The 23986-nt window shown below is 53.9% G+C and carries 23 protein-coding genes; 8 read left to right on the top strand and 15 right to left on the bottom strand.

What is annotated here, in order from left to right:
- Positions 1-137 precede the first annotated feature (137 nt).
- Genes eutC through eat form a run of 3 tightly spaced genes read right to left on the bottom strand, consistent with a single transcriptional unit; the run spans position 138 to position 3772 of the window.
- The gene (gene eutC / locus J8X26_RS14945) at positions 138-947 is read right to left on the bottom strand and encodes an ethanolamine ammonia-lyase subunit EutC (RefSeq protein WP_208951286.1); all 810 of its coding nucleotides are present in this window, start codon (positions 945-947) and stop codon (positions 138-140) included.
- Between the two features lie 11 nt (positions 948-958).
- On the bottom strand, positions 959-2341 hold the full coding sequence (locus tag J8X26_RS14950; RefSeq protein ID WP_208951287.1) for an ethanolamine ammonia-lyase subunit EutB: 1383 nt from the start codon (positions 2339-2341) through the stop codon (positions 959-961).
- Positions 2342-2362: 21 nt separating this feature from the next.
- The gene (gene eat / locus J8X26_RS14955; RefSeq protein ID WP_208951288.1) at positions 2363-3772 is read right to left on the bottom strand and encodes an ethanolamine permease; all 1410 of its coding nucleotides are present in this window, start codon (positions 3770-3772) and stop codon (positions 2363-2365) included.
- A gap of 256 nt (positions 3773-4028) precedes the next feature.
- On the opposite strand from eat, the gene J8X26_RS14960 reads away from it, so the two are divergent.
- Entirely contained in the window at positions 4029-4577 is a 549-nt protein-coding gene (locus J8X26_RS14960; RefSeq protein ID WP_208951304.1) for a nucleotidyltransferase family protein, read from the top strand.
- Between the two features lie 116 nt (positions 4578-4693).
- Entirely contained in the window at positions 4694-5032 is a 339-nt protein-coding gene (locus J8X26_RS14965; protein ID WP_152324507.1) for a FlxA-like family protein, read from the top strand.
- Positions 5033-5064: 32 nt separating this feature from the next.
- On the opposite strand, the gene J8X26_RS14970 is transcribed toward J8X26_RS14965, so the two are convergent.
- Positions 5065-5991, bottom strand: a complete 927-nt coding sequence (locus tag J8X26_RS14970) for a LysR family transcriptional regulator (protein WP_208951289.1) — start codon at positions 5989-5991, stop codon at positions 5065-5067.
- A gap of 98 nt (positions 5992-6089) precedes the next feature.
- Here J8X26_RS14970 and J8X26_RS14975 point away from each other — a divergent pair, with 98 nt between their 5' ends.
- A complete protein-coding gene (locus tag J8X26_RS14975) occupies positions 6090-7079 on the top strand; it encodes a bile acid:sodium symporter family protein (RefSeq protein ID WP_208951290.1) in 990 nt (329 codons plus the stop codon).
- Between the two features lie 53 nt (positions 7080-7132).
- Here J8X26_RS14975 and J8X26_RS14980 read toward each other — a convergent pair whose 3' ends face one another.
- The 3 genes from J8X26_RS14980 to zipA form a co-directional block, all read right to left on the bottom strand.
- Positions 7133-7375 (bottom strand): DUF3820 family protein, encoded by a 243-nt coding sequence (locus J8X26_RS14980; protein WP_208951291.1) that lies wholly within the window; start codon positions 7373-7375, stop codon positions 7133-7135.
- Between the two features lies 1 nt (position 7376).
- A complete protein-coding gene (gene ligA / locus J8X26_RS14985; protein WP_208951292.1) occupies positions 7377-9398 on the bottom strand; it encodes an NAD-dependent DNA ligase LigA in 2022 nt (673 codons plus the stop codon).
- A 71-nt stretch (positions 9399-9469) separates the two neighbouring features.
- The gene (gene zipA / locus J8X26_RS14990; RefSeq protein WP_165058432.1) at positions 9470-10447 is read right to left on the bottom strand and encodes a cell division protein ZipA; all 978 of its coding nucleotides are present in this window, start codon (positions 10445-10447) and stop codon (positions 9470-9472) included.
- Between the two features lie 223 nt (positions 10448-10670).
- On the opposite strand from zipA, the gene cysZ reads away from it, so the two are divergent.
- The 5 genes from cysZ (at position 10671) to crr (ending at position 15650) form a co-directional block, all read left to right on the top strand.
- The gene (gene cysZ / locus J8X26_RS14995; protein ID WP_152324513.1) at positions 10671-11456 is read left to right on the top strand and encodes a sulfate transporter CysZ; all 786 of its coding nucleotides are present in this window, start codon (positions 10671-10673) and stop codon (positions 11454-11456) included.
- A gap of 234 nt (positions 11457-11690) precedes the next feature.
- Complete coding sequence (cysK, locus tag J8X26_RS15000) at positions 11691-12656, top strand: cysteine synthase A (protein WP_152324514.1); 966 nt, start codon at positions 11691-11693, stop codon at positions 12654-12656.
- 401 nt (positions 12657-13057) lie between these two features.
- A complete protein-coding gene (gene ptsH, locus J8X26_RS15005; RefSeq protein WP_013574433.1) occupies positions 13058-13315 on the top strand; it encodes a phosphocarrier protein Hpr in 258 nt (85 codons plus the stop codon).
- 49 nt (positions 13316-13364) lie between these two features.
- Entirely contained in the window at positions 13365-15092 is a 1728-nt protein-coding gene (ptsI, locus tag J8X26_RS15010; RefSeq protein WP_152324515.1) for a phosphoenolpyruvate-protein phosphotransferase PtsI, read from the top strand.
- A 48-nt stretch (positions 15093-15140) separates the two neighbouring features.
- A complete protein-coding gene (gene crr / locus J8X26_RS15015) occupies positions 15141-15650 on the top strand; it encodes a PTS glucose transporter subunit IIA (RefSeq protein ID WP_152324516.1) in 510 nt (169 codons plus the stop codon).
- Between the two features lie 86 nt (positions 15651-15736).
- Here the strand turns inward: crr and J8X26_RS15020 are convergent, their stop codons facing one another.
- The 8 genes from J8X26_RS15020 to J8X26_RS15055 all read right to left on the bottom strand — a co-directional run bounded on the left by J8X26_RS15020 (position 15737) and on the right by J8X26_RS15055 (position 23971).
- Entirely contained in the window at positions 15737-17089 is a 1353-nt protein-coding gene (locus tag J8X26_RS15020) for an ATP-binding protein (protein ID WP_208951293.1), read from the bottom strand.
- The gene (locus tag J8X26_RS15025; protein ID WP_101076260.1) at positions 17070-17753 is read right to left on the bottom strand and encodes a response regulator transcription factor; all 684 of its coding nucleotides are present in this window, start codon (positions 17751-17753) and stop codon (positions 17070-17072) included. Before J8X26_RS15025 ends, J8X26_RS15020 begins: the two co-directional genes overlap by 20 nt.
- A gap of 258 nt (positions 17754-18011) precedes the next feature.
- The gene (cysM, locus tag J8X26_RS15030; RefSeq protein WP_152324518.1) at positions 18012-18896 is read right to left on the bottom strand and encodes a cysteine synthase CysM; all 885 of its coding nucleotides are present in this window, start codon (positions 18894-18896) and stop codon (positions 18012-18014) included.
- Between the two features lie 116 nt (positions 18897-19012).
- Positions 19013-20107 carry a sulfate/thiosulfate ABC transporter ATP-binding protein CysA gene (gene cysA / locus J8X26_RS15035; RefSeq protein ID WP_165058434.1) on the bottom strand — a complete coding sequence of 365 codons (1095 nt, stop codon included), beginning with the start codon at positions 20105-20107 and terminating at the stop codon, positions 19013-19015.
- The gene (gene cysW / locus J8X26_RS15040; protein WP_152324520.1) at positions 20097-20972 is read right to left on the bottom strand and encodes a sulfate/thiosulfate ABC transporter permease CysW; all 876 of its coding nucleotides are present in this window, start codon (positions 20970-20972) and stop codon (positions 20097-20099) included. The genes cysA and cysW overlap by 11 nt, the downstream gene beginning before the upstream one ends.
- On the bottom strand, positions 20972-21802 hold the full coding sequence (gene cysT / locus J8X26_RS15045; RefSeq protein ID WP_101076275.1) for a sulfate/thiosulfate ABC transporter permease CysT: 831 nt from the start codon (positions 21800-21802) through the stop codon (positions 20972-20974). Before cysT ends, cysW begins: the two co-directional genes overlap by 1 nt.
- Positions 21802-22824 (bottom strand): thiosulfate ABC transporter substrate-binding protein CysP, encoded by a 1023-nt coding sequence (cysP, locus tag J8X26_RS15050; protein ID WP_208951294.1) that lies wholly within the window; start codon positions 22822-22824, stop codon positions 21802-21804. The genes cysT and cysP overlap by 1 nt, the downstream gene beginning before the upstream one ends.
- A 247-nt stretch (positions 22825-23071) precedes the next feature.
- Positions 23072-23971, bottom strand: coding sequence for a Dyp-type peroxidase (locus tag J8X26_RS15055; protein WP_208951295.1), 900 nt, complete (start codon positions 23969-23971; stop codon positions 23072-23074).
- Positions 23972-23986: the final 15 nt, after the last annotated feature.

Raw genomic sequence — 23986 nt, forward strand, 5'->3', positions numbered from 1 at the left:
CGTTAGCTCAGTTGGTAGAGCAGTTGACTTTTAATCAATTGGTCGCTGGTTCGAATCCAGCACGGCCCACCAATTCAGAGAAAAGCGCCTTTAGGCGCTTTTTTCGCATCTGTACTTCGGTAACCCTTTCCCCTCCCCTACTCCAGCTTAAACATCGGCACCACTTTATTGTGCAGCGCCGGGTTATCGCTTTCATCCTTCAGGTTCACGCCCGATAATTTGCGCTGAAACGATTGTTCGAGCAGCCATGCCAGCTTAAAAGCCGCCTGCGGATAGTTCAGTCCTTCCGGGCGCACATTCGAAATACAATTGCGTTCCGATTCCAGCCTTTTGGTGTGCGGCCCCCAGGTCATGTAAATCCCGAGACTGTCCGGTGAAGATAAACCCGGACGTTCTCCAATCAGAATCGCCACCGCTCTGGCTTTCATTGCCTGCGCGATGTCATCGCCCAGCGCGACCCGCGACTGATGTGCCAGCACCACCGGTCCTAATTTCAGCTCAAGGGTACGCAGATACGGCAATAACGCTGCAATCAGCGGCACAGCCTGCCGGTGAACAGCTTTTGATGACAACCCGTCGGCAATCACCAGTACCACGTCGGCGGGCTCCGCCGTCAGCCGCTGCAAAGCCTGACGGCTATTTTCGGACAATCTGCGCCCGAGATCTGGCCGGCACAGATACGTTGCCCTGTCAGGCGCAGCGCTGGCGACAGTCAGGGTTTCCAGTCCCAGTGCAAATAATTCCGGCTTGAGCGACTGGCTATCGAACGGCTGATGCACCGCGTCCCGCGCCTGCGCGTGAGCCAGACCAAAACGCAGCAGTTCATCCGTCGGCAGGCTCGAACCGGTTCGTCCCAGCGCAATACGTGCGGCGGTAAACTGGCGCAATGTCTCCCACGGGTTGTTATGCACCAGCGGCGATAACCCCTGCTCTTTTTCTTTCTTCATCAGCGCAGACCTCAGTTGAGTTGCGGTAACTGGCGCAGTAAAGGATGCGATGCGCGGGTATCCTGCAACGCGCCCTGCGGATCGATTATTTTCATTTTCTCCAGCCAGACGGCAAATTCCGGCGCATGTTTCAGCCCGAGTAATTCGCGGATGTACAGCGCGTCATGGAAAGAGGTGCTCTGATAGTTAAGCATGATGTCATCAGCGCCCGGCACGCCAATCAGGAACGTCAGCCCGGCGGCGCCCAGCAGCGTCAGCAAAGTGTCCATATCGTCCTGATCGGCTTCGGCGTGGTTGGTGTAACACACATCGCAGCCGAGCGGCACGCCCAGCAATTTTCCGCAGAAATGGTCTTCCAGACCGGCGCGGATAATTTGTTTGCCGTCATACAGATATTCCGGCCCGATAAAACCGACCACGGTGTTAATCAGCAACGGGGAAAAATGGCGGGCGATGGCGTAGGCACGCGCCTCGCAGGTTTGCTGATCGACCCCGAAATGCGCATTGGCGGATAAACAGCTACCCTGCCCGGTTTCGAAATACATCACGTTGTCACCCAGCGTTCCGCGTTTCAGGCTGAGCGCCGCCTGTTGCGCTTCCGCCAGCAGCGCCAGATTAATGCCGAAACCGCTGTTCGCCGCTTCCGTTCCCGCTATCGACTGAAAGACCAGATCGACCGGTGCGCCGCGCTCCACCAGTTTGATGGTATTGGTGACGTGCGTCAGTACGCAGGATTGCGTCGGGATCTCGAATCGCGAAATGATGTCATCAAGCATGTAATTGAGATTTTCCAGCAACGGCAAACTGTCACTGGCGGGATTGATACCAATCACCGCGTCGCCGGAGCCGTAAAGCAAACCGTCGAGCATGCTGGCCGCAATGCCCTGCAAATTATCGGTAGGATGATTGGGTTGCAGCCGCACGCTCATGTGACCCGGCAGCCCGAGGGTATTGCGGAATTTGGTGATCACCCGGCATTTTTTTGCCACCAAGATCAGGTCCTGATTGCGCATCAGCTTACTGACAGCCGCCGCCATTTCCGGCGTAATGCCCTTTGCCACGGCGGCCAGCGTGAAGCTGTCGGTTTTTTCACTGAGCAGCCAGTCACGGAAATCGCCCACGGTCAGATGGGAAATCGCGGCAAACGCCGTGACGTCGTGCGTATCAATAATCAGCCGGGTGACTTCATCCTCTTCATAAGGCACCAGCAGTTGTTGCAGGAACGTCTTGAGCGGAACCTCCGCCAGCGCCATTTTTGCCGCCATACGCTCTTCCGCGCTGGCGGCCGCCACTTCGGCCAGATAATCCCCCGACCGTGCGGGGGACGCTTTTGCCATCAGTTCGCGTAAATCCGCAAACTGATAGCGGCGGTGGCTCAATGTCGTCTGAAACATAGCACTCCTTAGCAGGCCGGATTATTTGCCATTTTTGGCCGGACCCGGCTGTAGCCCGCGTAATTGCAGATCTTCAGCGGCATCAGCGCGAGCCTGATGGGTCAGGCGGAACCAGGCGTAAGCCAGCAACATCATGGCGGCGAAGATCATAAACAATAAGGTGTTGTAGTAGATCATAGCGATAAGACAGACTACCGCCAGCACCAGCGCCAGTGCTGGCGCAAAAGGATAGAGTGGCGCACGGAACGGACGGATCAGGTTCGGTTCGCTGCGACGCAGTTTGAACAGCGCCGCCATCGAAATGATATACATCACAATCGCGCCAAACACCGACATTGTCACGATATTCGCCGTCAGCGGTTGCCCGCCAATTACAATCAGGGAATCAGAGAAAATCGCTGCAATGCCGACAATACCACCGGCAATAATGCCCAGATGCGGCGTCTGGAAACGCGCATTCACGCTCGACAGGCGTTTAGGCAGATAACCCGCCCGCGCCAGCGCAAAAATCTGCCGTGAATAACCCATGATGATGCCGTGGAATGACGCGATCAGGCCGAACAGCCCCAGCCAGACCAGCATGTGTAACCAGCCACTGTTGCTGCCGACAATCAGTTTCATCGCCTGCGGTAACGGGTCGTTGATGTTCGAAAGTTTGGTCCAGTCGCCCACGCCACCGGCAAACAGCATGACGCCCAGCGCGAGAACTGTCAGGGTCAGGATCCCGCCGATAAACGCTTTCGGAATGGTACGCTGCGGATCCTTGGCTTCTTCTGCGGCCATCGACGCGCCTTCAATTGCCAGAAAGAACCAGATGGCAAAAGGAATGGCGGCGAAAATGCCGGAGAATGCCGCCGGGCTGAAGGTATCGCTGCCCGCCCAGCCGCCGTGTACAAAGTTCGATATCTCAAAACCCGGTGCAACGACGCCCATAAAGACCAGCAATTCGAATATTGCCAGTAACGTCACCAGCAATTCGAACGTTGCCGCAATGCTGACGCCCAGTATGTTGAGCACCATAAAGACAATGTACGCGCCGACCGCCACCCATTTCGGTTCAATCGCCGGAAACTGCACGTTGAGATAGGCCCCAATCGCCATGGCTATCGCGGGCGGCGCAAAAACAAATTCCACCAGCGTGGCAAATCCGGCGACAAAACCGCCCGTCGGGCCGAATGCGCGGTAAGCGTAAGCGAAAGGCCCGCCCGCATGCGGAATCGATGTGGTAAGTTCAGTGAAACTAAAGATAAAGGCGCAATACATGGCGGCAATCACCAGCGCGGTAATAAGAAATCCCAGCGTGCCCGCCTGCGCCCAGCCGTAACTCCAGCCAAAATATTCGCCGGAAATAACCAGCCCGACGGCAATGCCCCAAAGTTTAAAACTGCCCAGCGTACGCTTTAAAACAGGTGTGACTTTCGTGGTTTGCATATGTGATCCCCTGCCCGGTGATAATGCAATTATTGTTCGAAGAGTATTTCAGCTGTTTTGCCCGCAGGGGATATTGCAAAGGCTGTACCACTTAAGAAAGGCAGAGCCGGCGCGGCCTGTAGCCTGGCCACGGGGCGGCTTGCTTCATTTTGGCGCGCCGAAGTAAAGGGCATTGCCCGAAACGGTGCGTGGGAAAATGTCATCCACAGACGCTACAATTTGAGCTCAACAAAACGGGAGGTTTCGCGTGACGGAAATGGAACAACAAATTACAACCTGGCTGGCAGAGGAGCCGCTGCACCTGAAAGCACTTTTGCAGGTCAGGGAGCTGGAACTCAATGATGCGTGGCTGGCGGCGGGATTCATCCGCAATCTGGTCTGGGACCGGCTGCATGGCCACGCGCAAGCCACGCCGCTCAATGACATCGACGTGGTGTATTTCAATCGCGAGGATTGCAGCGCGCAGGCTGACGAACGCTACGAACAGCGTCTGATGAAAGATTCGCCCGAATTACCCTGGTCGGTGAAAAATCAGGCGCGGATGCATGAGCGTCACGGGCACGCGCCCTATTCTTCCAGCGCAGAAGCGATGAGTCATTGGGTGGAAGTGGAAACCGCCATCGGCGCGAGAATTAACGCCGACGGGCAAATTGAACTGATCGCGCCTTTAGGGCTGGAAGCGCTGTTTGCCTTTATTATCACGCCGAATCCGCGCCACGCCATCCCTTCTGTTTTCGCGCAACGCGTGAATGACAAAGGCTGGCTGGCGTTATGGCCGGAGCTGAGAGTGCAAGAAATGCGTTAACACTGTAAGGAATATGAAAACTCAGTAAAGCCGGGCTGATGGCTGCCGATACCTGTTAAGCACTCTTACGTGCAAAATTTTATGGCAGCACCGTTATGACAACACAGTGAGGTATTATGACTACTATCAGCGCCACCAGCAGTTCGGTGAGCTCGGCGTCCACCAGTGACTCCGGCAGCTCAAGCCAGATTGCTCAGTTAACCAAACAGATTGCGAAGCTGACTGAACAGGTTAAAAACCTGAGCAGCTCAGGCGGCAGCACTGAAGATGTTCAGCAACAACAGGAACTTCTGCAACAACAGATCGAATTGCTGCAACAGCAAATTGCGCAAATCGAACAGCAGCAAGCTCAGAAAGCGCTTCAGCAGCAACAGCAGCAACAAGCCGCCGCTGAAACGAAGAAAGAAGGCGTGAACAAACCGTCCGACACGAACGCCATCGATATCTACGTCTGATCGCAGTAAATATCCAAACAGCCAGCAAGACGTCAGAAGCTGTAAACGCCCTGCTGGCTGCGTTTTTCCCTCAGTAAATCCGCCTGTTCTTTCACGACTTGCCAGATGGCCTGCGCCGCCGGCGAGAGCGAACGGTTTTTGCGTTTCACCAGCATCAGTACGCGGTTAATTTCCGGCACCAGCGGTTTTATGACCAGACGGCTGCCTTCTGGCATCGGCAGCGCCAGTGCGGGCAACACGCTGATTCCAATGCCTGCTTCAACCATCGGGAATAACGTGGCCGGATGACCAATTTCCTGCACGATTTCCGCCTTCACTTTCTGCGCTTTCAGCGCGCCGTCGATGAGTATCCGGCTACCTGAAGCGTAGTCCTGCAACACCAGTTTGCAACCGTTAAGCGACGGCCAGCCGACAGCCGTTTGTACGGCAAAAGGATGATCCTCGCGGCACAACAGCAAAAAAGGCTCATGCAAGATCGGCTCACAGTCGAGATCCGTGCTCTCACCAGGGTCGATCACAATGCCGAAATCCACTTCCGCATTTCTCACACTGCTCAGCACCAGCTGCTGCGCCTGGTCGCGCAGCAAAATGCGAATATCGGGATATTGTGCCTGCCCGCTGGAGATACATTGCGGCATCAGTTGCGCGGAAATGGTCTGGCTGGAGGCGATTCTGACGCGGCCATTGTGCTGTGTTCCGAAGCTCCGGGTATCGAGCAGCATTGCGTGCAGTTCATCGAGCAACGGCTCCACCCGCTTTGACAAACTCAGCCCCGCGCTGGTCAGCACAACTTCCCGCGTTGTGCGGTCCAGCAACCGGACGCCCATTTCGGCTTCCAGCTCTTTCATACTGTGGCTGACGGCAGACTGTGAAAGACCGATCGCTTCCCCTGCCCGGCTGAAACTGCCATAGCGCGCTACCGCAACAAAAACCCGAAGCTGTCTGAGAGAGTAATTCATGAATTTTCCACATCAATGCATTAAATAAATCAATTTTTTAATTGTATCGCAAGCGCCCAAAATAGCGGAATTCCATTACGACTTTTCAGAGAATCTGCATGCGCTTCTTACCCGATCGTTTCACCTTAACGCTGATCGCCACCGTTTTACTCGCCACATTCTTTCCTGCCAGCGGGATGTTTGTCGCCTTTTTCAACAATCTGACTATTTTCGCCATCGGCTTGTTGTTCTTTATGCACGGCGCCAAGCTGTCGCGCGCAGCCATTTTTCAGGGCAGCAATAACTGGCGGCTGCATTTGTGGGTGATGTTCAGCACCTTCATTCTGTTCCCGATCCTCGGCCTGCTGTTCCAGTGGTGGCATCCGGTCGATGTCAGCCCGCAGATTTACAGCGGATTTGTGTATCTGTGTATTTTGCCGGCGACCGTTCAGTCAGCTATCGCATTTACCTCTCTGGCGGGCGGAAACGTCGCGGCGGCGGTGTGCAGCGCGTCGGCGTCCAGCCTGCTGGGGATATTTGTATCGCCGCTGCTGGTCAGTTTGCTGATGCACGTTCAGGGCGAAACCGGTAATGGTCTGGCGCAGGTCGGGCATATCGTTCTGCAACTGCTGGTGCCGTTTATTGCCGGGCATTTGCTGCGTCCGCTGATCGGTGGCTTTGTGGAACGTCACCGTAAGATAATCGGTAAAACCGACCAGACGTCGATCCTTCTGGTGGTGTACTCCGCGTTCAGTGAAGCCGTCACGCAGGGGATCTGGCATCAGGTGGGTCTCGGTTCGCTGCTGTTTATCGTGGTATTCAGTCTGGTGCTGCTGGCCATTATTCTGGTGATCAATACCTACGCCGCACGCTGGCTGGGGTTCAGTAAACCGGATGAAATTACCATTGTGTTCTGCGGTTCCAAAAAGAGCCTGGCGAACGGTATTCCGATGGCCAATATCCTCTTCCCGGTCAGTGCGATTGGCATGATGGTTCTGCCGCTGATGATTTTCCATCAGGTGCAACTGATGACCTGCGCGGTGCTGGCGAAACGCTATCAGAGAAAGCAAAAGGAAGTGGCGCTCAGACAGGCGCAGGTGGCGGAGTAATGGCAAAAAAAAGGCGCTGAAATCAGCGCCTTTAGCATCAGCATGAAACGTTGTTATTCGTCCGTACCGCCCAAGCCCGGCCCGTTACGGCGCAGCGGATTAATCAGGCTTTGCAGCCCTTCGCTTTTAATCGCCAACGTCAGTTGCATCAGCTCGCCGAGTTTCCCCTCCGGAAATTCATCTTTGCGGGCGAACCACAGCAGATATTCCTCAGGCAAATCAATCATCACCCTTCCGGCATATTTGCCAAAAGGCATCACTGTATTGGCGATTTTAATCAGATCTTCTTTTTCCATTTTAGTCGCCCAGCAGGCGGATCATCTCCGCTTCGTCGATGACTTCGATGCCAAGTTCCTGCGCTTTCGCCAGTTTTGATCCCGCCGCTTCACCGGCGATCACCAGATCGGTTTTCTTCGACACGCTGCCGGACACTTTTGCCCCCAGCGCAGTCAGACGATCTTTCGCTTCATCGCGCGACAAAATGGACAACGATCCTGTCAGCACCACGGTTTTACCGGCAAACGGACTGTCGATTTCTTCCGGCACAATCACCTGCACTTCCGGCCAGTGAATGTTGATTTCGGGGCTTAACAGCTCATCAATCACCTGCTGGTTATGCTCTTCCGACAGGAAATTCACCACGTGTTTTGCGACCACTTCACCGACATCCTGTACGGTTTTCAGCGATTCAATATCTGCAGCCCGCAAGGCTTCCACCGAACCGTAATGCGCTGCCAGATTGGCCGCCGTGGCTTCGCCGACTTCACGAATACCGAGCGCGTAGAGGAATCGCCCCAGCGTAGTTTCTTTGGCTTTTTCCAGCGCATTCACTACATTTTGGGCAGATTTAGGCCCCATGCGATCCAGCCCGGTGAGCTTTCCTGCGGTCAGACGAAACAGATCCGCCGGGTTTTTGACGTACTCTTTTTCCACCAGCTGATCGATAATTTTGTCGCCCATACCGTCAACGTCCAGCGCGCGGCGGGAAACGAAATGCTTCAGCGCCTCTTTGCGCTGCGCGCCACAAATCAGGCCAGCGGTACAACGCGCTACGGCTTCGCCTTCGACACGCTCAACGTCTGAATGACAGACCGGGCAATGCGTTGGGAAAACCACTTCACGGGCATCCTCAGGACGTTCATCCAGCACGACACCCACCACCTGCGGGATAACATCACCGGCACGGCGGACAATCACAGTATCGCCTATACGCAGACCCAGCCGCTCGATTTCATCCGCATTATGCAGTGTGGCGTTACTGACCATCACGCCCGCGACCAGCACCGGCTCCAGACGTGCCACCGGCGTGATTGCGCCGGTACGCCCGACCTGAAACTCCACGTCTTTCACCAGCGTAATCTGTTCCTGCGCCGGGAATTTAAACGCCGTTGCCCAGCGCGGTGCGCGCGCCACAAAGCCCAGCGTTTCCTGAATATCCAGGGAATCAATTTTGACCACCACGCCGTCGATATCAAAACCGAGCGACGGGCGATCGGCTTCAACCTGACGGTAAAACGCCAGCACATCATCGCTGCCGGTGCACACACGGACACGGTCGCTGACCGGTAATCCCCAGGCTTTGAATTGTTGCAGGCGTTCATAGTGGCTGCGTGGTAGTTCACCGCCTTCCAGCAGGCCAACACCGTAGCAGAAGAAGGTCAGCGGGCGTTTAGCCGTGATACGCGGATCGAGCTGGCGCAAAGAACCTGCCGCCGCATTACGCGGGTTCGCGAACACTTTCCCGCCGGTGCGCCGTGCTTCCTCATTCATCGCTTCAAAGCCCGGCTGCGGCATAAAGACTTCGCCACGCACTTCCAGACGCTCAGGAATATTGTCACCGTGCAGGCGCAGCGGAATGGCGCGGATAGTGCGCACATTGGCCGTGATGTTCTCGCCTGTTGTGCCGTCACCCCGCGTTGCCGCCTGCACCAGTTCGCCATTCTCATACAGCAAACTGACCGCCAGGCCGTCGAGCTTCAGCTCACAGCAGAATGTCAGCGGTTCAGCGGTTTTCAGCCGGTCCTGAACGCGTTTATAAAACGCCAGATAGCTTTCTTCATCGAAAACGTTGTCCAGCGACAGCATCGGCACACGGTGTTTCACCTGCTCGAAAGCAGATAGCGGCGCGGCGCCCACGCGCTGAGTCGGCGAGTCAGTAGTAATCAGCTCAGGATGCGCGGTTTCCAGCTCGCGCAGTTCGCGCATTAAGCGGTCATATTCGGCATCCGGCACTTCCGGGGCATCCAGAACGTGATACTGATATTCGTGATGACGCAGCTGAGTGCGTAAATGATTGATCTGTTCTTCGATAGTGGCCATGACTCACCGTGGAGATAAAAAACCCCCGGCAAGCGGGGGTTAGGGGAATGGGTGTTTCACGAACGCCAGAATCAGGCGGTCGCCTCGAGGACCTCACGGATCCGCGCTTTGTACGTTTCAAGCTTCTGCGGCGTAATCATACGACGCTCATCATCAAGCACCATCGCACCGACATCATCGGCAATACGCTGGGCTGACTGCAGCAGCAATTTGAAGTTCTGATGCGCATCGCCGTAGCAAGGCACCATCATGAACAACGTAACGCCAGGGGTGGAGAAGTCGGACATATTGTCAGGATCAAACGACCCCGGTTTGACCATATTGGCCAGACTGAACAATACCGGACCGCTGCCAGCAGGGCTGACGTGACGATGGAAAATATTCATAGCGCCAAACTGGAAGCCGGACTGAAGCACGCTGTTAAGCAACACTTCTCCGCCAATCACGCCGCCCTGATGCGCTGCAACGTGCAGAACAAGAACGGTTTCTTTCAGTTTAGCTTTCTCTGCCGGCGCTTCTTCAGCAGGCGCAAAAGGCGCTGGCTGAGGTTCTGCTTTCGCCGCCGGTGCGGCCTCGGCATGAATCTCCTGCGGTGGAACCGGCGCGTGCGGTTTTACCTCAGGGGCAAAATCAGCGACAGGTTCGCGACGCGTTGCCTCAGGTTCAGCGGCGGAATAGCCACTGAGCAACGGGTCCTCCTGCACAGCATGTTGCTGCGGGCGAACCGGTTGTTGAGGACGGGCAACAGGCGCTGGCTGCGCAGGTGGAACCTGCGGCTGACGTGGCGGTGCAGTCTGTTCCGGCTCGTCGTCATACTGACCGAAAGTCGGTTCATCCTGAGGATAAGCAGGACGCACGCGCACTTCACCCACCCCATCGACAAAATCGTCAGACGGAGATTGCTCCCGTTCTTTTTTCACACGTTTAGCTGGGCGATCACGAAAAAGCGAAGAGCGTTCTTTACGGCTGGTCCACAAACCGTGTAACAACAACGCTATTATGGCGATCGCGCCAACAACGATTAATATCAGACGCAAATCCTGCATCATTGCTATCTCTGTTGTTCTAATTCATTGCCACCACGGCAAACATTCACAATATTAACTCTATTTGCCCACGTAGATAAGTGCAAGTCTCGACTCTACTTTCTGCTAATAAATAGGGTAGTTGCACCTTTTTTTGCTGTTTTTTCAGCCAATCAACCGCTAGCCAGTGGAAAATCATACCGATATGATAGCCCATGTCATTCAACTCAGAGAGAAAATTTCGTTTATGACTTCATCGCAAACCGCCAGACAGGAAAACGGCGTGCATTATTTCAGGCAGGGCTGGACGCTCATTTCCTTACCCGGGATACGACGTTTTGTGATTTTACCGCTGGCCGTGAACGTTGTCCTGATGGGCGGCGCGTTCTGGTGGCTGTTTACCAAATTGGGAGAGTGGATCCCGGCGATGATGAGTAAAGTCCCGGCCTGGCTCAGCTGGCTGGATTATCTGGTCTGGCCGATCGTCGTGCTTTCGGTGCTGCTGGTGTTCAGCTACTTCTTCAGCACGATTGCTAACTGGATAGCCGCGCCGTTCAGCGGATTACTCGCGGAACAGCTCGAAGCGCGCCTGACCGGCAAACCGCTGCCTGACAGCGGTATCTGGGACATCATGAAAGATCTGCCGCGCATCATGAAACGCGAATGGCAGAAACTGGCGTATTATTTGCCCCGCGCCGTGCTGTTGTTTGCATTGTATTTCATTCCGGTGATTGGCCAGACCATCGCGCCGGTGCTGTGGTTCTTCTTCAGCGCGTGGATGGTGGTGATTCAGTATTGCGACTACCCGTTCGATAACCATAAAGTCAGCTTTGCCGATATGCGCCGCTCGCTCGGCAGTAACAAAATCGACAACATGCAGTTTGGATCGCTGGTCAGCCTGTTCACCATGATTCCGGTGCTGAATCTGGTGATCCTGCCCGTCGCCGTTTGCGGGGCCACTGCCATGTGGTGCGACCGTTACCGCGTGGTGTATGTAAAAAATAATATCGACGTCAATACCACGCGAAAATAGCGGCACAATCCGCACTTCAACTGTATTTTTTCCTCAACAGCCGCCTCCGTGCGGCTGTTTGCTATGCTTGACTTTTTTATCCCAAACTTATTTCTTAATAACGGATCGGTATAGCAAATACCAAAACCTTACTTCACTCGGAAAGCCGTTCGCGTATGCTTTTCTGATTCCCACTAATTTCATAGTGTTGAAAGCTTCACACCGTGAATATTTCATACAGTTAAAGGACGGGTTATGAGCAAGATCTATGAAGACAATTCATTAACAATTGGCCATACGCCACTGGTTCGCCTGAACCGTATCGGTAATGGTCGTATTCTGGCTAAGGTCGAGTCACGTAACCCGAGCTTCAGCGTGAAATGCCGCATCGGCGCGAACATGATTTGGGATGCTGAAAAACGCGGCATTCTGACCAAGGATATCGAACTGGTTGAACCGACCAGCGGGAACACCGGGATTGCGCTGGCGTACGTCGCAGCCGCGCGCGGGTATAAACTCACGCTGACCATGCCGGAAACCATGAGCGTTGAACGCCGTAAGCTGCTGAAAGCGCTGGGTGCAAACCTGGTTCTGACAGAAGGCGCGAAAGGCATGAAAGGCGCGATTGCGAAAGCCGAAGAAATTCAGGCCAGCGATCCGGATCGTTACCTCATCCTTCAGCAGTTCAGCAACCCGGCAAACCCGGCGATCCACGAACAAACCACCGGCCCGGAAATCTGGGAAGATACCGATGGCGCGGTTGACGTGCTGATTGCAGGTGTCGGCACCGGCGGCACTATCACAGGTACTGGCCGTTATCTGAAAAGTAAAAAAAGCAGCGTCACGCTGGTAGCCGTTGAGCCAACCGATTCTCCGGTAATTACTCAAACACTGAATGGCGAAGAAGTAAAACCAGGCCCGCACAAAATTCAGGGTATCGGTGCCGGTTTTATTCCGGGCAACCTGGATCTGGAACTGCTGGATCGCGTCACGCTGATCACTAATGACGAATCAATCCAGATGGCACGTCGCCTGATGGAAGAAGAAGGCATACTGGCGGGGATTTCTTCCGGTGCAGCCGTTGAAGCCGCCGTGAAATTGTCAAAAGAACCGGAATTTGCCGATAAGACTATCGTCGTTATCCTGCCATCCTCCGGCGAACGCTATCTGAGTACCGCATTGTTTGCAGATTTGTTTACGGAAAAAGAATTGCAACAATAATGCCACATCCTTAAAAGCGATTAAAAAAGCACCTTTCGGGGTGCTTTTTTGTGGGCTACGTCAAAGTTTATACCACTCCATCATTGATTTTACGCGCCAGGTTTAGTATTTAACCGGACAATTATTTCGCTGCGTGAAATTAATCGCATCCATGACGCCGCCCGCTGAATCGATTTACCGATTTGTTACATGAGGGAAAAAAACGGCATAATGGCGGAATAACAGGAAAGCTTGGATCTAGGGCAAAGTGTTTTATCGCTGAGTGCGCTATTTTCTCTTTTCTGTTGCATCTGAACCTGCCCCTGAACCATAGTCAGGCGCTAATCTCTACAGGCTAAAGTGAAGCCTATAAGCTAAACTTTAGTCCCACAACATTACTTTAATAAGTTGGGGAAACAACAATGTTCCAGCAAGAAGTTACTATTACCGCTCCTAATGGTCTGCACACTCGCCCTGCTGCACAGTTCGTGAAAGAAGCCAAAGGTTTTGCTTCTGACATCACCGTGACTTCAAACGGTAAAAGCGCCAGTGCTAAAAGCCTGTTCAAACTGCAAACTCTGGGCCTGACCCAAGGTACCGTTGTGACCCTCTCAGCTGAAGGTGAAGACGAGCAAAAAGCCGTTGAACACTTGGTAAAACTGATGGCAGAGCTCGAGTAACAACAGCCGCTCTTATATAGTTTAAACCAGTCAAGAGAAAGGTAGGGTTATGATTTCAGGCATTTTAGTATCTCCCGGTATCGCTTTCGGCAAAGCACTTCTGTTGAAAGAAGATGAAATTGTCATCAACCGGAAAAAAATCTCTCCTGATCAGGTTGATCAGGAAGTTGAACGTTTCCTTGCTGGCCGTGCGAAAGCATCAGCCCAGCTGGAAGTGATCAAGACCAAAGCCGGTGAGACCTTCGGTGAAGAGAAAGAAGCCATCTTCGAAGGCCACATCATGTTGTTGGAAGACGAAGAGCTTGAACAGGAAATCATAGCCCTCATCAAAGACGAGCACGCTTCTGCGGATGCGGCGGCTTACTCTGTCATTGAAGGTCAGGCGAAAGCCCTGGAAGAGCTTGATGATGAATACCTGAAAGAACGTGCGGCTGACGTGCGTGACATCGGTAAACGTCTTCTGCGCAACATTCTCGACATGACCATCGTTGATCTGAGCTCAATCCAGGACGAAGTTATCCTGGTAGCGACCGATCTGACGCCGTCAGAAACCGCGCAGCTGAACCTGAACAAGGTTCTGGGCTTCATTACCGATTTGGGTGGACGTACTTCTCACACCTCGATCATGGCGCGTTCCCTGGAATTACCTGCAATAGTAGGGACCAGCGACGTGACCAAACAAGTCAAAAATGATGACTATCTGATCCTCGACGCTGTAAACAATAAAATCTATGTCAACCCGACAGCAGACGTTATTGATGAGCTGAAAGCCGTTCAGAACCAATACATTTCAGAAAAAGACGAACTGACTAAACTGAAAGATTTGCCAGCGATTACGCTGGATGGTCATCAGGTTGAAGTTTGTGCCAACATCGGTACCGTGCGCGACGTCGCCGGTGCAGAGCGCAATGGCGCTGAAGGTGTCGGCCTGTATCGTACAGAATTCCTGTTCATGGACCGTGACAGCCTGCCTACCGAAGAAGAGCAATTCCAGGCATATAAAGCCGTTGCTGAAGCTATGGGCTCACAGGCAGTTATCGTACGTACCATGGACATCGGCGGTGACAAAGACCTGCCGTACATGAACCTGCCAAAAGAAGAAAACCCGTTCCTGGGCTGGCGTGCAATTCGTATCTGTCTGGACCGTAAAGAAATTCTTCACGACCAGCTGAAAGGTATTCTGCGTGCTTCTGCGTTCGGCAAACTGCGCATCATGTTCCCGATGATCATTTCTGTTGAAGAAGTGCGTGAACTGAAAGCGGAACTCGAAATGCTGAAAGCTGAGCTGCGCGAAAAAGGCCAGGCATTCGATGAAACGATCGAAGTCGGCGTGATGGTTGAAACTCCGGCTGCGGCTGTGATTGCTCATCATCTGGCGAAAGAAGTCGATTTCTTCAGTATTGGTACAAACGATCTTACTCAGTATACTTTGGCTGTGGATCGCGGTAATGAGCTGATTTCTCATCTTTACAACCCAATGTCTCCGTCAGTACTTGGTTTAATTAAGCAAGTTATTGACGCATCTCATGCTGCCGGTAAATGGACAGGGATGTGCGGCGAGCTAGCCGGTGACGAACGTGCTACACTTCTTCTATTGGGCATGGGGTTAGATGAGTTCAGCATGAGTGCTATCTCTATCCCACGCATCAAGAAAATTATTCGCAATACAAACTTCGAAGATGTGAAAGCGCTGGCAGATCAGGCCCTGGCCCAACCTACGGCGCAAGAGTTGATGAACCTGGTTAACAAGTTCATTGAAGAAAAAACACTCTGCTAATTGCGCGATGCTGGTATAGCTGCCCAAATTAATGCTTAGGAGAAGATCATGGGTTTGTTCGATAAACTGAAATCATTGGTTTCGGATGATAAAAAAGACGTTGGCATCATTGAAATCGTGGCGCCGCTGTCTGGTGAAATTGTCAACATAGAAGACGTGCCTGACGTTGTTTTCGCTGAGAAAATCGTAGGCGACGGTATTGCTATCAAACCTGCGGGCAACAAAATGGTTGCTCCGGTTGACGGGACTATCGGTAAAATCTTCGAAACTAACCATGCTTTCTCAATCGAATCCGACAGTGGCATTGAACTGTTTGTTCACTTCGGTATCGACACCGTTGAACTGAAAGGCGAAGGCTTCAAACGTATCGCCGAAGAAGGTCAGCGCGTCAAGAAAGGCGATTTGGTAATCGAATTTGATCTGGCCCTGCTGGAAGAGAAAGCGAAGTCTACCCTGACTCCGGTTGTTATCTCTAACATGGACGAGATCAAAGAGCTGATTAAACTGACGGGTAGCGTGACTGTGGGCGAAACCCCAATCATCCGCATCAAGAAGTAATTCGCTCAGCGAGAAGTTAAAAACGGCGCCTAATCAGCGCCGTTTTTTATTGCCTGTTACTAACTGAATCTCTGCGGCTCGAATTATTAAGCGGATTTCCAGTGCGGCACCATCAGGCTGATCACCAGCCCGTGAGGTTGCGCATTACGGGCATCCACTTTGCCATCATGTGCCAGCATCACTTTGCGGGTAATCGCCAGCCCCAGGCCGTAACCTTTGCCAGACAGCGGTGATTTCACGCGTACGAAAGGGTCAAAGATACTCGACAGCTTATCCTCTTCCACGCCCGGCCCCTGATCGGCCACTTCAATCTGTAAATACTCTTCAACCTGTGCAAGAGAAACGCAGATGGTCTGCCCGCGCGCGGAAAAACGCAGGGCATTACGCACCACATTATCGACCGCGCGCCGCATCAGCTCAGCATTGCCCTTCACGGTATAATCCATTTCATCCGGAACTTCCGGGTGCATCGTGATATTCACGCCCGGCAATTGTGCTTCGTAACGGGCATCATTGACGACCGCTTCCACCAGCCCGTACATATCAAAATACTCTTCGTCCGGAATTTCGCTGTTTTCCGTTCGCGACAGCGCAAGCAGTTCGCCAATCATCTTATCCAGACGCCCTGCTTCGTGCTCAATACGGCTGAGAGAGGTTTCAACGTTAGACGGGTTTTGCCGCGCCAGACCAATCGCCAGCTGCAAACGGGCCAGAGGAGAACGCAGTTCATGCGAAACGTCGTGCAACAGCTCTTCACGCGCTTTAACCAGCACCTGCAGGCGTTCTGCCATCGAGTCGAAGTCACGCGCCACCTCGGACAACTCATCGTGCCGTTTGCCCATACTGGAAAACAGACGCACCGATAAATCGCCCTGTGCAACCCGCCCGAACGCTTTACGCATTTGCAGCATCGGTCTTGTCAGATTCCAGGCCAGAACCGCACTGAATAACAGACCGCCTAACCCGCCCAGCCAGAGCAACGGCGGCGGCATGTTCAGCAATTCCCGGTGTCTTCTTGGCCGGTACTCGTCCATCAGCCCGGCGACGTCGTAACGAAGCCTGTAACCTTGACCGTCCGGCCCTTGCACGAACTCAACCACTTCATGTGGTATCTTACCCGGCTCCAGATCCTGTATCGTGCTGCCTTGCGCAGGAAGCAGTGAAGGCGTTACCGAGAAGAATTGACGATCATCTTCCGGCCAGTCGGCCATCATAGCGTTTAGCGCGGGCAGGCCCCCGGAATGGAGCGTGGAAACTGCCGAGGTAATCTGTAGCTTTACAAAGCGCCGGGCAATGCCACTTTCCGGCGGTTCATGCGGATTATAGAAAGCAAAAACCACCCAGAGCCCCTGAGTGATTGCCACGAAGGTAAACCAGAATCCCAGGAGGATTTTCCAGAACAACCTTCCGCGCAGACGTTTAGCGGATTCGATAGCCAATGCTTCGCACCGTTTCAATAGTCAGAATATCGCCACCTTCCAGTGACCCCAGTTTCTGACGGATGTTACTGATGTGCACATCAATACTGCGGTCGTAAGCTTCACGCGGACGCCCTAAACCTTTTTCCGACAGCTCATCTTTTGACACCACGCGTTCAGGCGAACGCAACAGCAGTTCCAGCAGATTGAATTCTGAAGCCGTCAGGTCAAACGGAACACCGCGCCATTCGCTGCTGCGGGTCGCCGGATTCAGCGTCAGGTCGCCGTAGTTAACGGATGAGGAATCAGAATGCGATTCCTGCTGCTCTTCAACACGACGCAGCACCGCACGCAGGCGCGCCACCAGTTCACGCGGATAGCACGGTTTTGGCATATAATCGTCAGCGCCCATTTCCAGGCCGATCACGCGGTCAATATTGTCGCCTTTAGCCGTTAGCATGATAATCGGCAGACGGCTGTTTTTGCGCACCTGACGCAGTACATCAATACCACTCATATCCGGCAGCATAATGTCGAGGATCATTGCGGTATATTCGCCAGACATCGCGCCTTCCACACCCGCTTTACCGGTCAGCACCAGAGAGGCGTCAAAACCTTCTGCGATCAGGTATTCACTGAGCATGGTGCCTAATTCAAGATCGTCATCGACTAACAAAATTTTCATTCTTTATTTCCGCCTGGCTAAAATTTTGGTCATTTTTACCACTAAGCCTGCATTACGCAGCCGCTTTTACTCTTTTTTTACACAGTCTCTGACAGAATTTCATCCCGCAGAAAACCGAGTGTAAGGAATAAAGGTAACGTGTTTTACGCTATCACTATTATAGAAGATTAAAATCAATCTGTTAGCGTTTAACAGAAAGCAAAAGGCAGGCGCAAAGGCCTGCCTGTTAAATGTGACCACGCTTTACGTCAGGAGTTCTTAGTCAGAAAAAACGCCCGTCGAGAGATAACGGTCGCCGCGATCGCAGATAATCGCGACCACCACGCTGCCCGGATGGCTTCTGGCAACGCGCAGCGCGCCTGCTACAGCGCCGCCCGAACTCACGCCGCAAAAGAGCCCTTCCTCACGCGCCAGTGCGCGCATCGTGTCTTCTGCTTCGCCCTGCCCCATGTCCATCACTTCATCCACCAGCTCAGGATTGAAAATGCCGGGCAGATACGCCTGCGGCCAGCGGCGGATGCCCGGAATGCTGCTGCCTTCCGCCGGTTGCAGACCAATAATCTGCACGCCCGCATGCTGGCTGCGCAAAAAGCGGCTGACGCCGGTGATTGTGCCCGTAGTGCCCATGCTGGAAACAAAATGCGTGACGCGCCCGTGTGTTTGTTGCCAGATTTCCGGGCCGGTGGTGGTGAAATGCGCCAGCGGGTTATCCGGATTATTAAACTGATCCAGCACCTTACCCAGACCCTGCTTTTCCATTTCCAGCGCCAGATCGCGTGCGCCTTCCATGCCCTGCGCACGACTGACCAGCAAAAGCTCTGCGCCATAGGCGCGCATTGACGCCTGCCGTTCCAGGCTCATATTTTCCGGCATCAGCAATTTCAGCTTATAACCTTTGAGCGCGGCAATCATGGCCAGCGCGATCCCGGTATTTCCGCTGGTCGCTTCAATCAGCGTATCGCCCGGACGGATTTCACCACGCTTTTCTGCCTGTTCAATCATAAACAGCGCAGCGCGATCCTTGACCGAACCGGCAGGATTATTGCCTTCCAGCTTGACCCAAATTTCACTGTCCAGATCTTTGGGTAATCGCTGTAATCTCACCAGCGGTGTATTACCGATGTAATGTTCGAGCGTACTCACGGGGCTTGCCTTATATCAAAACGAACTATGAACTGATAAAAACTACATAAAGAGATATCAGACGATAAAAAGGGCGGCTCAGAGACCGCCCGGAGAAACCTGCTGATTAAAAAATATCAGGCGCTCTTCGCTAACGCAACGGGTTGTAGCGGCTGATCGCCCGCATACAGGCGTCCGTTCAGCCCGCCGACATAAAAACGATCGCCGCGCTGCGGAGCCGCGTTGCCGTGAGTATCAGAAAGTACCACGGAAAGCGGTTCGTCATGCCAGCCTTCGGCCTGCACAATCAGCTGCCAGAAGTGACCACGCGGGCTGACTTCCAGTACTTTCACCGGCAGCGGGCAACGTGGCGTACTCTGGGCGGTAATTTCCATTTCCCACGGACGCAGGAACAAATCCACCGCGCCCTGATGCAACGGCGGGTTCTCCAGCGGCCAGTGATGTGCGCCCACATACAGCTGTGATCCACGAATGTCGCCGCTGATTTTATTCACTTCGCCCATGAATTCCAGCACGAAGCGGGTCGCCGGTTCACGCCAGATTTCCTGCGGCGCGCCTACCTGCTCAATATTGCCCTGGCTCATCACCACGACGCGATCCGCCACTTCCATGGCTTCTTCCTGATCGTGAGTCACGAACACGCTGGTGAATTTCAGCTCTTCATGTAACTGACGCAGCCAGCGGCGCAGTTCTTTACGCACCTGCGCATCGAGCGCGCCAAACGGTTCATCGAGCAGCAGAATTTGCGGTTCCACGGCCAGCGCACGCGCCAGCGCAACACGCTGTTTCTGACCACCGGAAAGCTGCGCCGGATAGCGGTTTGCCAGATGGCTTAACTGCACCATCTCCAGCAATTTTGTCACTTTCTGTTTAATCGCTTCGGCGTTCGGGCGCTCGCGACGCGGCAAAACGGTCAGGCCGAAGGCAATATTGTCGAACACCGTCATGTGGCGGAACAGTGCGTAATGCTGGAACACAAAACCAACCTGACGATCGCGGGCATGCACGCGGGTCACGTCTTTGTCATGGAAACTCAGGCGACCGGCGCTCTGGTTCTCCAGACCGGCGATAATGCGCAGCAGCGTCGTTTTGCCGGAACCGGATGGCCCGAGCAGCGCAACCATCTCACCGGAAGCAATATCGAGCGAAATATCATTGAGCACCTTCGTGCGGCCAAAGTATTTGTTGATACCGTTAATTTCAATGCTCATGATTTTCCTCCCGCTCAAGACGGTCGTTGTGGCGCTTCAGACGCCATTGCAGGCCGCTTTTCAGAAACAGTGTGACAATCGCCATCAGGGTCAGCAGCGCGGCGGCAGTAAACGCGCCCGCGGTGTTATAGTCCTGATGCAGTAATTCAACCTGTAAAGGCAACGTGTAGGTTTCGCCACGGATAGAACCGGACACTACCGACACGGCACCGAACTCGCCAATCGCACGGGCATTGGTCAGCACCACGCCGTACAGCAAAGCCCAGCGGATATTGGGTAACGTCACGCGGCGGAACATCTGCCAGCCGGACGCCCCGAGCAACACCGCAGCCTCATCTTCGTGGCTGCCCTGGCTCAGCATCACCGGCACCAGCTCACGGATAACAAACGGACAGGTCACGAAAATCGTCACCATCACCATGCCCGGCCACGCGAACATAAACTGAATGTTGTGCGCATCGAGCCAGCCGCCGAGCGGGCCGTTGGTGCCGTAGAACAGCAGATATAGCAAACCGGCCACCACAGGCGAGACGGCAAACGGGATGTCGATCAGCGTCAGAAGCAACTGACGCCCCGGGAAGTTAAACCGCGCCACCAGCCAGGCCAGCAGCGTGCCGAAAATCAGGTTAACCGGCACGGTGATCAGCGCCATCAGCACGGTCAGCCAGATGGAATGCAACATGTCGGAATCTGACAAATTCTTCCAGACCGCCGCGATGCCGTCCGAAAACGCCAGCACAAAAATGCTGATCATCGGGATCACCAGCAGCAGAACACAAATCAGCACGCCGGTGCCGATAAGCAGCCATTTCACCCAGTCGATACGCTGGCGGGTTTCGCCTGCAAAAGCCGGAATATCAGACATTACTGGCCTCCCAGACGACGGCCATAACGGCTCTGTAAGGTGTTAATCGCAAACAGCAACAGCAGCGACGCCGCAAGGATCACCGACGCAATGGCGCTGGCCGCCGGATAATCAAATTCCTGCAAGCGGATGAAAATCATCAGCGAGGTTACTTCCGTTTTCCAGGCAATGTTTCCGGCGATGAAAATGACCGCGCCAAATTCCCCCAGACTGCGGGTGAACGACAGCGCCGTGCCCGCCAGCAGCGAAGGCATCACTTCCGGCAACACTACGCGGCGAAAACTCTGCCAGCGTGATGCGCCCAGTGTCTCGGCCGCTTCTTCATATTCCGGCCCCAGTTCTTCCAGAACCGGCTGCACGGTGCGCACCACAAACGGAATGCTGGTAAATGACATTGCCACGGCGATACCCAGCCAGGTGTAGGCCACTTTGATATCAAAATGCGCCAGCCACTGGCCGTAAAAACCGGTGGTGGAAAATAGCCCGGCCAGCGTCAGACCGGCCACGGCGGTCGGTAACGCAAACGGCAAATCCATCAGGCCATCAATCAGGCTTTTGCCCGGAAACTCATAACGCGTCAGGATCCAGGCCATCAGCATGCCGAATAAGCCGTTGAAAATACTCGCTACGCCCGCCGCCAGCAGCGTGACTTTATACGCCGCCACCACCTGACCATTGGTAATGACATCCCAGTATTGCGCCAGCGTCATTTGGGAAAGCTGCATCACCAGCGCACTCAGAGGCAGCAATAACACCAGACAGACGAACAGCAGGCTGCTGCCGAGGCTCAGGGTAAATCCGGGTAATACGCGTTTGCTCGTCAACAACATTACTGGTGACCTTGCTCTAACAGTTTGTCCAGCTCACCGCCGGTACTGAAATGGGTTTCCATCACTTGTGCCCAGCCGCCGAACTGGTCTTCAACCTTGAACAGTTTGGTGTCCGGGAATTGCCCTTTTGCCGCCGACATCGCCGTTTTGTCATACACGCGGTAATTAAAACTGGTGATGATTTTTTGCGCCTGAGGGCTCCACAAGTAATTCAGATAATCTTTTGCTGCCTTCTCCGTGCCGTTTTTCTCGACATTTTTGTCGACCCAGGCCACCGGGAACTCCGCCAGAATGTCGACCTTCGGCACAATGACTTCGTATTTGTCATCGCCATACTGCTTGCGGATGTTGTTCACTTCGGACTCGAAGCTGATTAACACATCGCCCAGACCGCGCTCCACAAACGTCGTTGTTGCGCCGCGACCGCCGGTATCAAACACCTGCACGTTTTTGAGGAAACTCGCCATTTTCGCGCGGGTTTGTGCGGTATTTTTGTTGTCTTCAATATTGTAAGCGCCCCATGCACCGAGATAGGTATAACGGCCATTGCCGGACGTTTTCGGATTCGGGAACACCAGAGCGACGCCGGGACGGGCTAAATCATCCCAGCTGTGGATGTTTTTGGGATTTCCCTTGCGCACCAGAAACGCCATGGTGGAATAGAACGGGGAACTGTTATTCGGCAGACGGCTTTGCCAGTCAGCGGGGATCAGATTGCATTTGTCATGCAGGATCTGGACGTCCGTCACCTGGTTGTAAGTCACCACGTCGGCTTTCAGACCCTGCAAAATGGCCAGCGCCTGTTTGGATGAACCGGCATGCGACTGTTTGATTTCCAGCTTGTCGCCGTTGTTCTGATCTGCCCACTGTTTCTGAAAAGGCGGATTCAGCGCGGCAAAAAGTTCGCGGGAAACGTCGTAAGAACTGTTCAGCAATTCGGTGGCAGACGCCGCCCCGCTGGTCAGCAACAATGCAGCCAGCGAACCTTTCAGCAAATTTCCAGCAAAATCCGTCGTTTTCATGCTCAGCCTCAGGTGAATGAACCGATATGCGGCGTCAAAAAAGCCGCTCAATATCACACAGTGTATTTATAACTGAGGTTCAGGCTGTAACGGTTTTATATACCATTTGGTGATTTTCAAGCATGAAAAGCTATAAGGCATTAACAAACGCAGGGAGAAACACGAAGGGAAGGAATAAAGCGCGCCCGGAAACGGACGCGCTGAACGCATATTTTTTACAGCACAGAGAGCTTACGGCAAAGAGAACTTACAGTGCAGCCAGACGGGTCAGGGACGGCGCGAAGAAATAGCTGCCGGTCACCGGACGGGTGAAACGCAGCATCGCGTCACGTTTGCCATCCAGATCGCCAAACATACTGAGCAGCTGTTTCTCAATGTTCCATAAACGCGCGGCATAGCTGATGAAATACAGGCCGTGCTCGCCGCTGGCGGTGCCATAAGGCAGGCTCTGGCGGAGTATTTTCAGGCCTTTGCCGTCTTCTTTCAGATCCACACGGCTGACGTGGGAAGTTTCAGGGCGCGTTTCCGGATCCAATTCTTCGTCGGTGTCCTTCGTGCGGCCAATCACTTCTTCCTGCTGCTGCACGGAGAAACGTTCCCATTGCACCAGATTATGTTTCCAGCGCTGAACCATCACGTAGCTGCCACCTGCATCCACAGAACCTTCAGGAATGATGGCAACCTGGGCGCGGGCGTCGGCTTTCGGGTTTTCAGTGCCGTCGACAAAACCGCTAAGGTCACGTTCTTCGAGGGCCCGGAAACCATGAGTTTCTTCCTGCACCGCAATCGCACCGCCAAACGCTTTCAGGGCGGCCTGTGCGAGTGCGAAGTTAACATCATGGCGCAATGACTGAATGTGCAGCAGCATGTCGCGCTGCGTGGCCGGAGCCAGCCCTTTGCCCAGCGGCTCAAAGTTTTTCAGCTCGTCTGTGCCCTGATTACCGGACAGGTCGCGCCAGACGTCGTGACCAAAAGCCACGACCGCACCCACATGTTCAGCGGGGAATTTTTGCTGCATATCGTTTAATGCGGCCACAAATGCACGGCAGCCCTGCCTGAGCGCATCCAGGTCGCCCTGAGCTTTCGCTTCAATGTAAATGGCGAAACGGCAATGTTCGGGCAAAATGCCGCTCTGAACCTGAGTCATTTTTCTCATCCTCGT

It is taken from the genome of Rahnella sp. ChDrAdgB13 (assembly GCF_017655185.1).
GTDB classification, from domain to species: Bacteria; Pseudomonadota; Gammaproteobacteria; order Enterobacterales; family Enterobacteriaceae; genus Rahnella; species Rahnella contaminans.

Bases quoted from the DNA above. Each gene is read 5' to 3' on its own strand.
- cysZ (WP_152324513.1), top strand. From the start codon at position 10,671: ATGACTTCATCGCAAACCGCCAGACAGGAAAACGGCGTGCATTATTTC.
- J8X26_RS15025 (WP_101076260.1), bottom strand. From the start codon at position 17,753: ATGAAAATTTTGTTAGTCGATGACGATCTTGAATTAGGCACCATGCTC.
- cysK (WP_152324514.1), top strand. From the start codon at position 11,691: ATGAGCAAGATCTATGAAGACAATTCATTAACAATTGGCCATACGCCA.
- cysP (WP_208951294.1), bottom strand. From the start codon at position 22,824: ATGAAAACGACGGATTTTGCTGGAAATTTGCTGAAAGGTTCGCTGGCT.
- J8X26_RS14965 (WP_152324507.1), top strand. From the start codon at position 4,694: ATGACTACTATCAGCGCCACCAGCAGTTCGGTGAGCTCGGCGTCCACC.
- J8X26_RS14970 (WP_208951289.1), bottom strand. From the start codon at position 5,991: ATGAATTACTCTCTCAGACAGCTTCGGGTTTTTGTTGCGGTAGCGCGC.
- cysT (WP_101076275.1), bottom strand. From the start codon at position 21,802: ATGTTGTTGACGAGCAAACGCGTATTACCCGGATTTACCCTGAGCCTC.
- eutC (WP_208951286.1), bottom strand. From the start codon at position 947: ATGAAGAAAGAAAAAGAGCAGGGGTTATCGCCGCTGGTGCATAACAAC.
- J8X26_RS15055 (WP_208951295.1), bottom strand. From the start codon at position 23,971: ATGACTCAGGTTCAGAGCGGCATTTTGCCCGAACATTGCCGTTTCGCC.
- J8X26_RS14980 (WP_208951291.1), bottom strand. From the start codon at position 7,375: ATGGAAAAAGAAGATCTGATTAAAATCGCCAATACAGTGATGCCTTTT.
- ligA (WP_208951292.1), bottom strand. From the start codon at position 9,398: ATGGCCACTATCGAAGAACAGATCAATCATTTACGCACTCAGCTGCGT.
- J8X26_RS14960 (WP_208951304.1), top strand. From the start codon at position 4,029: ATGGAACAACAAATTACAACCTGGCTGGCAGAGGAGCCGCTGCACCTG.
- cysA (WP_165058434.1), bottom strand. From the start codon at position 20,107: ATGAGCATTGAAATTAACGGTATCAACAAATACTTTGGCCGCACGAAG.
- ptsH (WP_013574433.1), top strand. From the start codon at position 13,058: ATGTTCCAGCAAGAAGTTACTATTACCGCTCCTAATGGTCTGCACACT.
- crr (WP_152324516.1), top strand. From the start codon at position 15,141: ATGGGTTTGTTCGATAAACTGAAATCATTGGTTTCGGATGATAAAAAA.
- J8X26_RS14950 (WP_208951287.1), bottom strand. From the start codon at position 2,341: ATGTTTCAGACGACATTGAGCCACCGCCGCTATCAGTTTGCGGATTTA.
- eat (WP_208951288.1), bottom strand. From the start codon at position 3,772: ATGCAAACCACGAAAGTCACACCTGTTTTAAAGCGTACGCTGGGCAGT.
- ptsI (WP_152324515.1), top strand. From the start codon at position 13,365: ATGATTTCAGGCATTTTAGTATCTCCCGGTATCGCTTTCGGCAAAGCA.
- J8X26_RS14975 (WP_208951290.1), top strand. From the start codon at position 6,090: ATGCGCTTCTTACCCGATCGTTTCACCTTAACGCTGATCGCCACCGTT.
- zipA (WP_165058432.1), bottom strand. From the start codon at position 10,447: ATGATGCAGGATTTGCGTCTGATATTAATCGTTGTTGGCGCGATCGCC.
- cysW (WP_152324520.1), bottom strand. From the start codon at position 20,972: ATGTCTGATATTCCGGCTTTTGCAGGCGAAACCCGCCAGCGTATCGAC.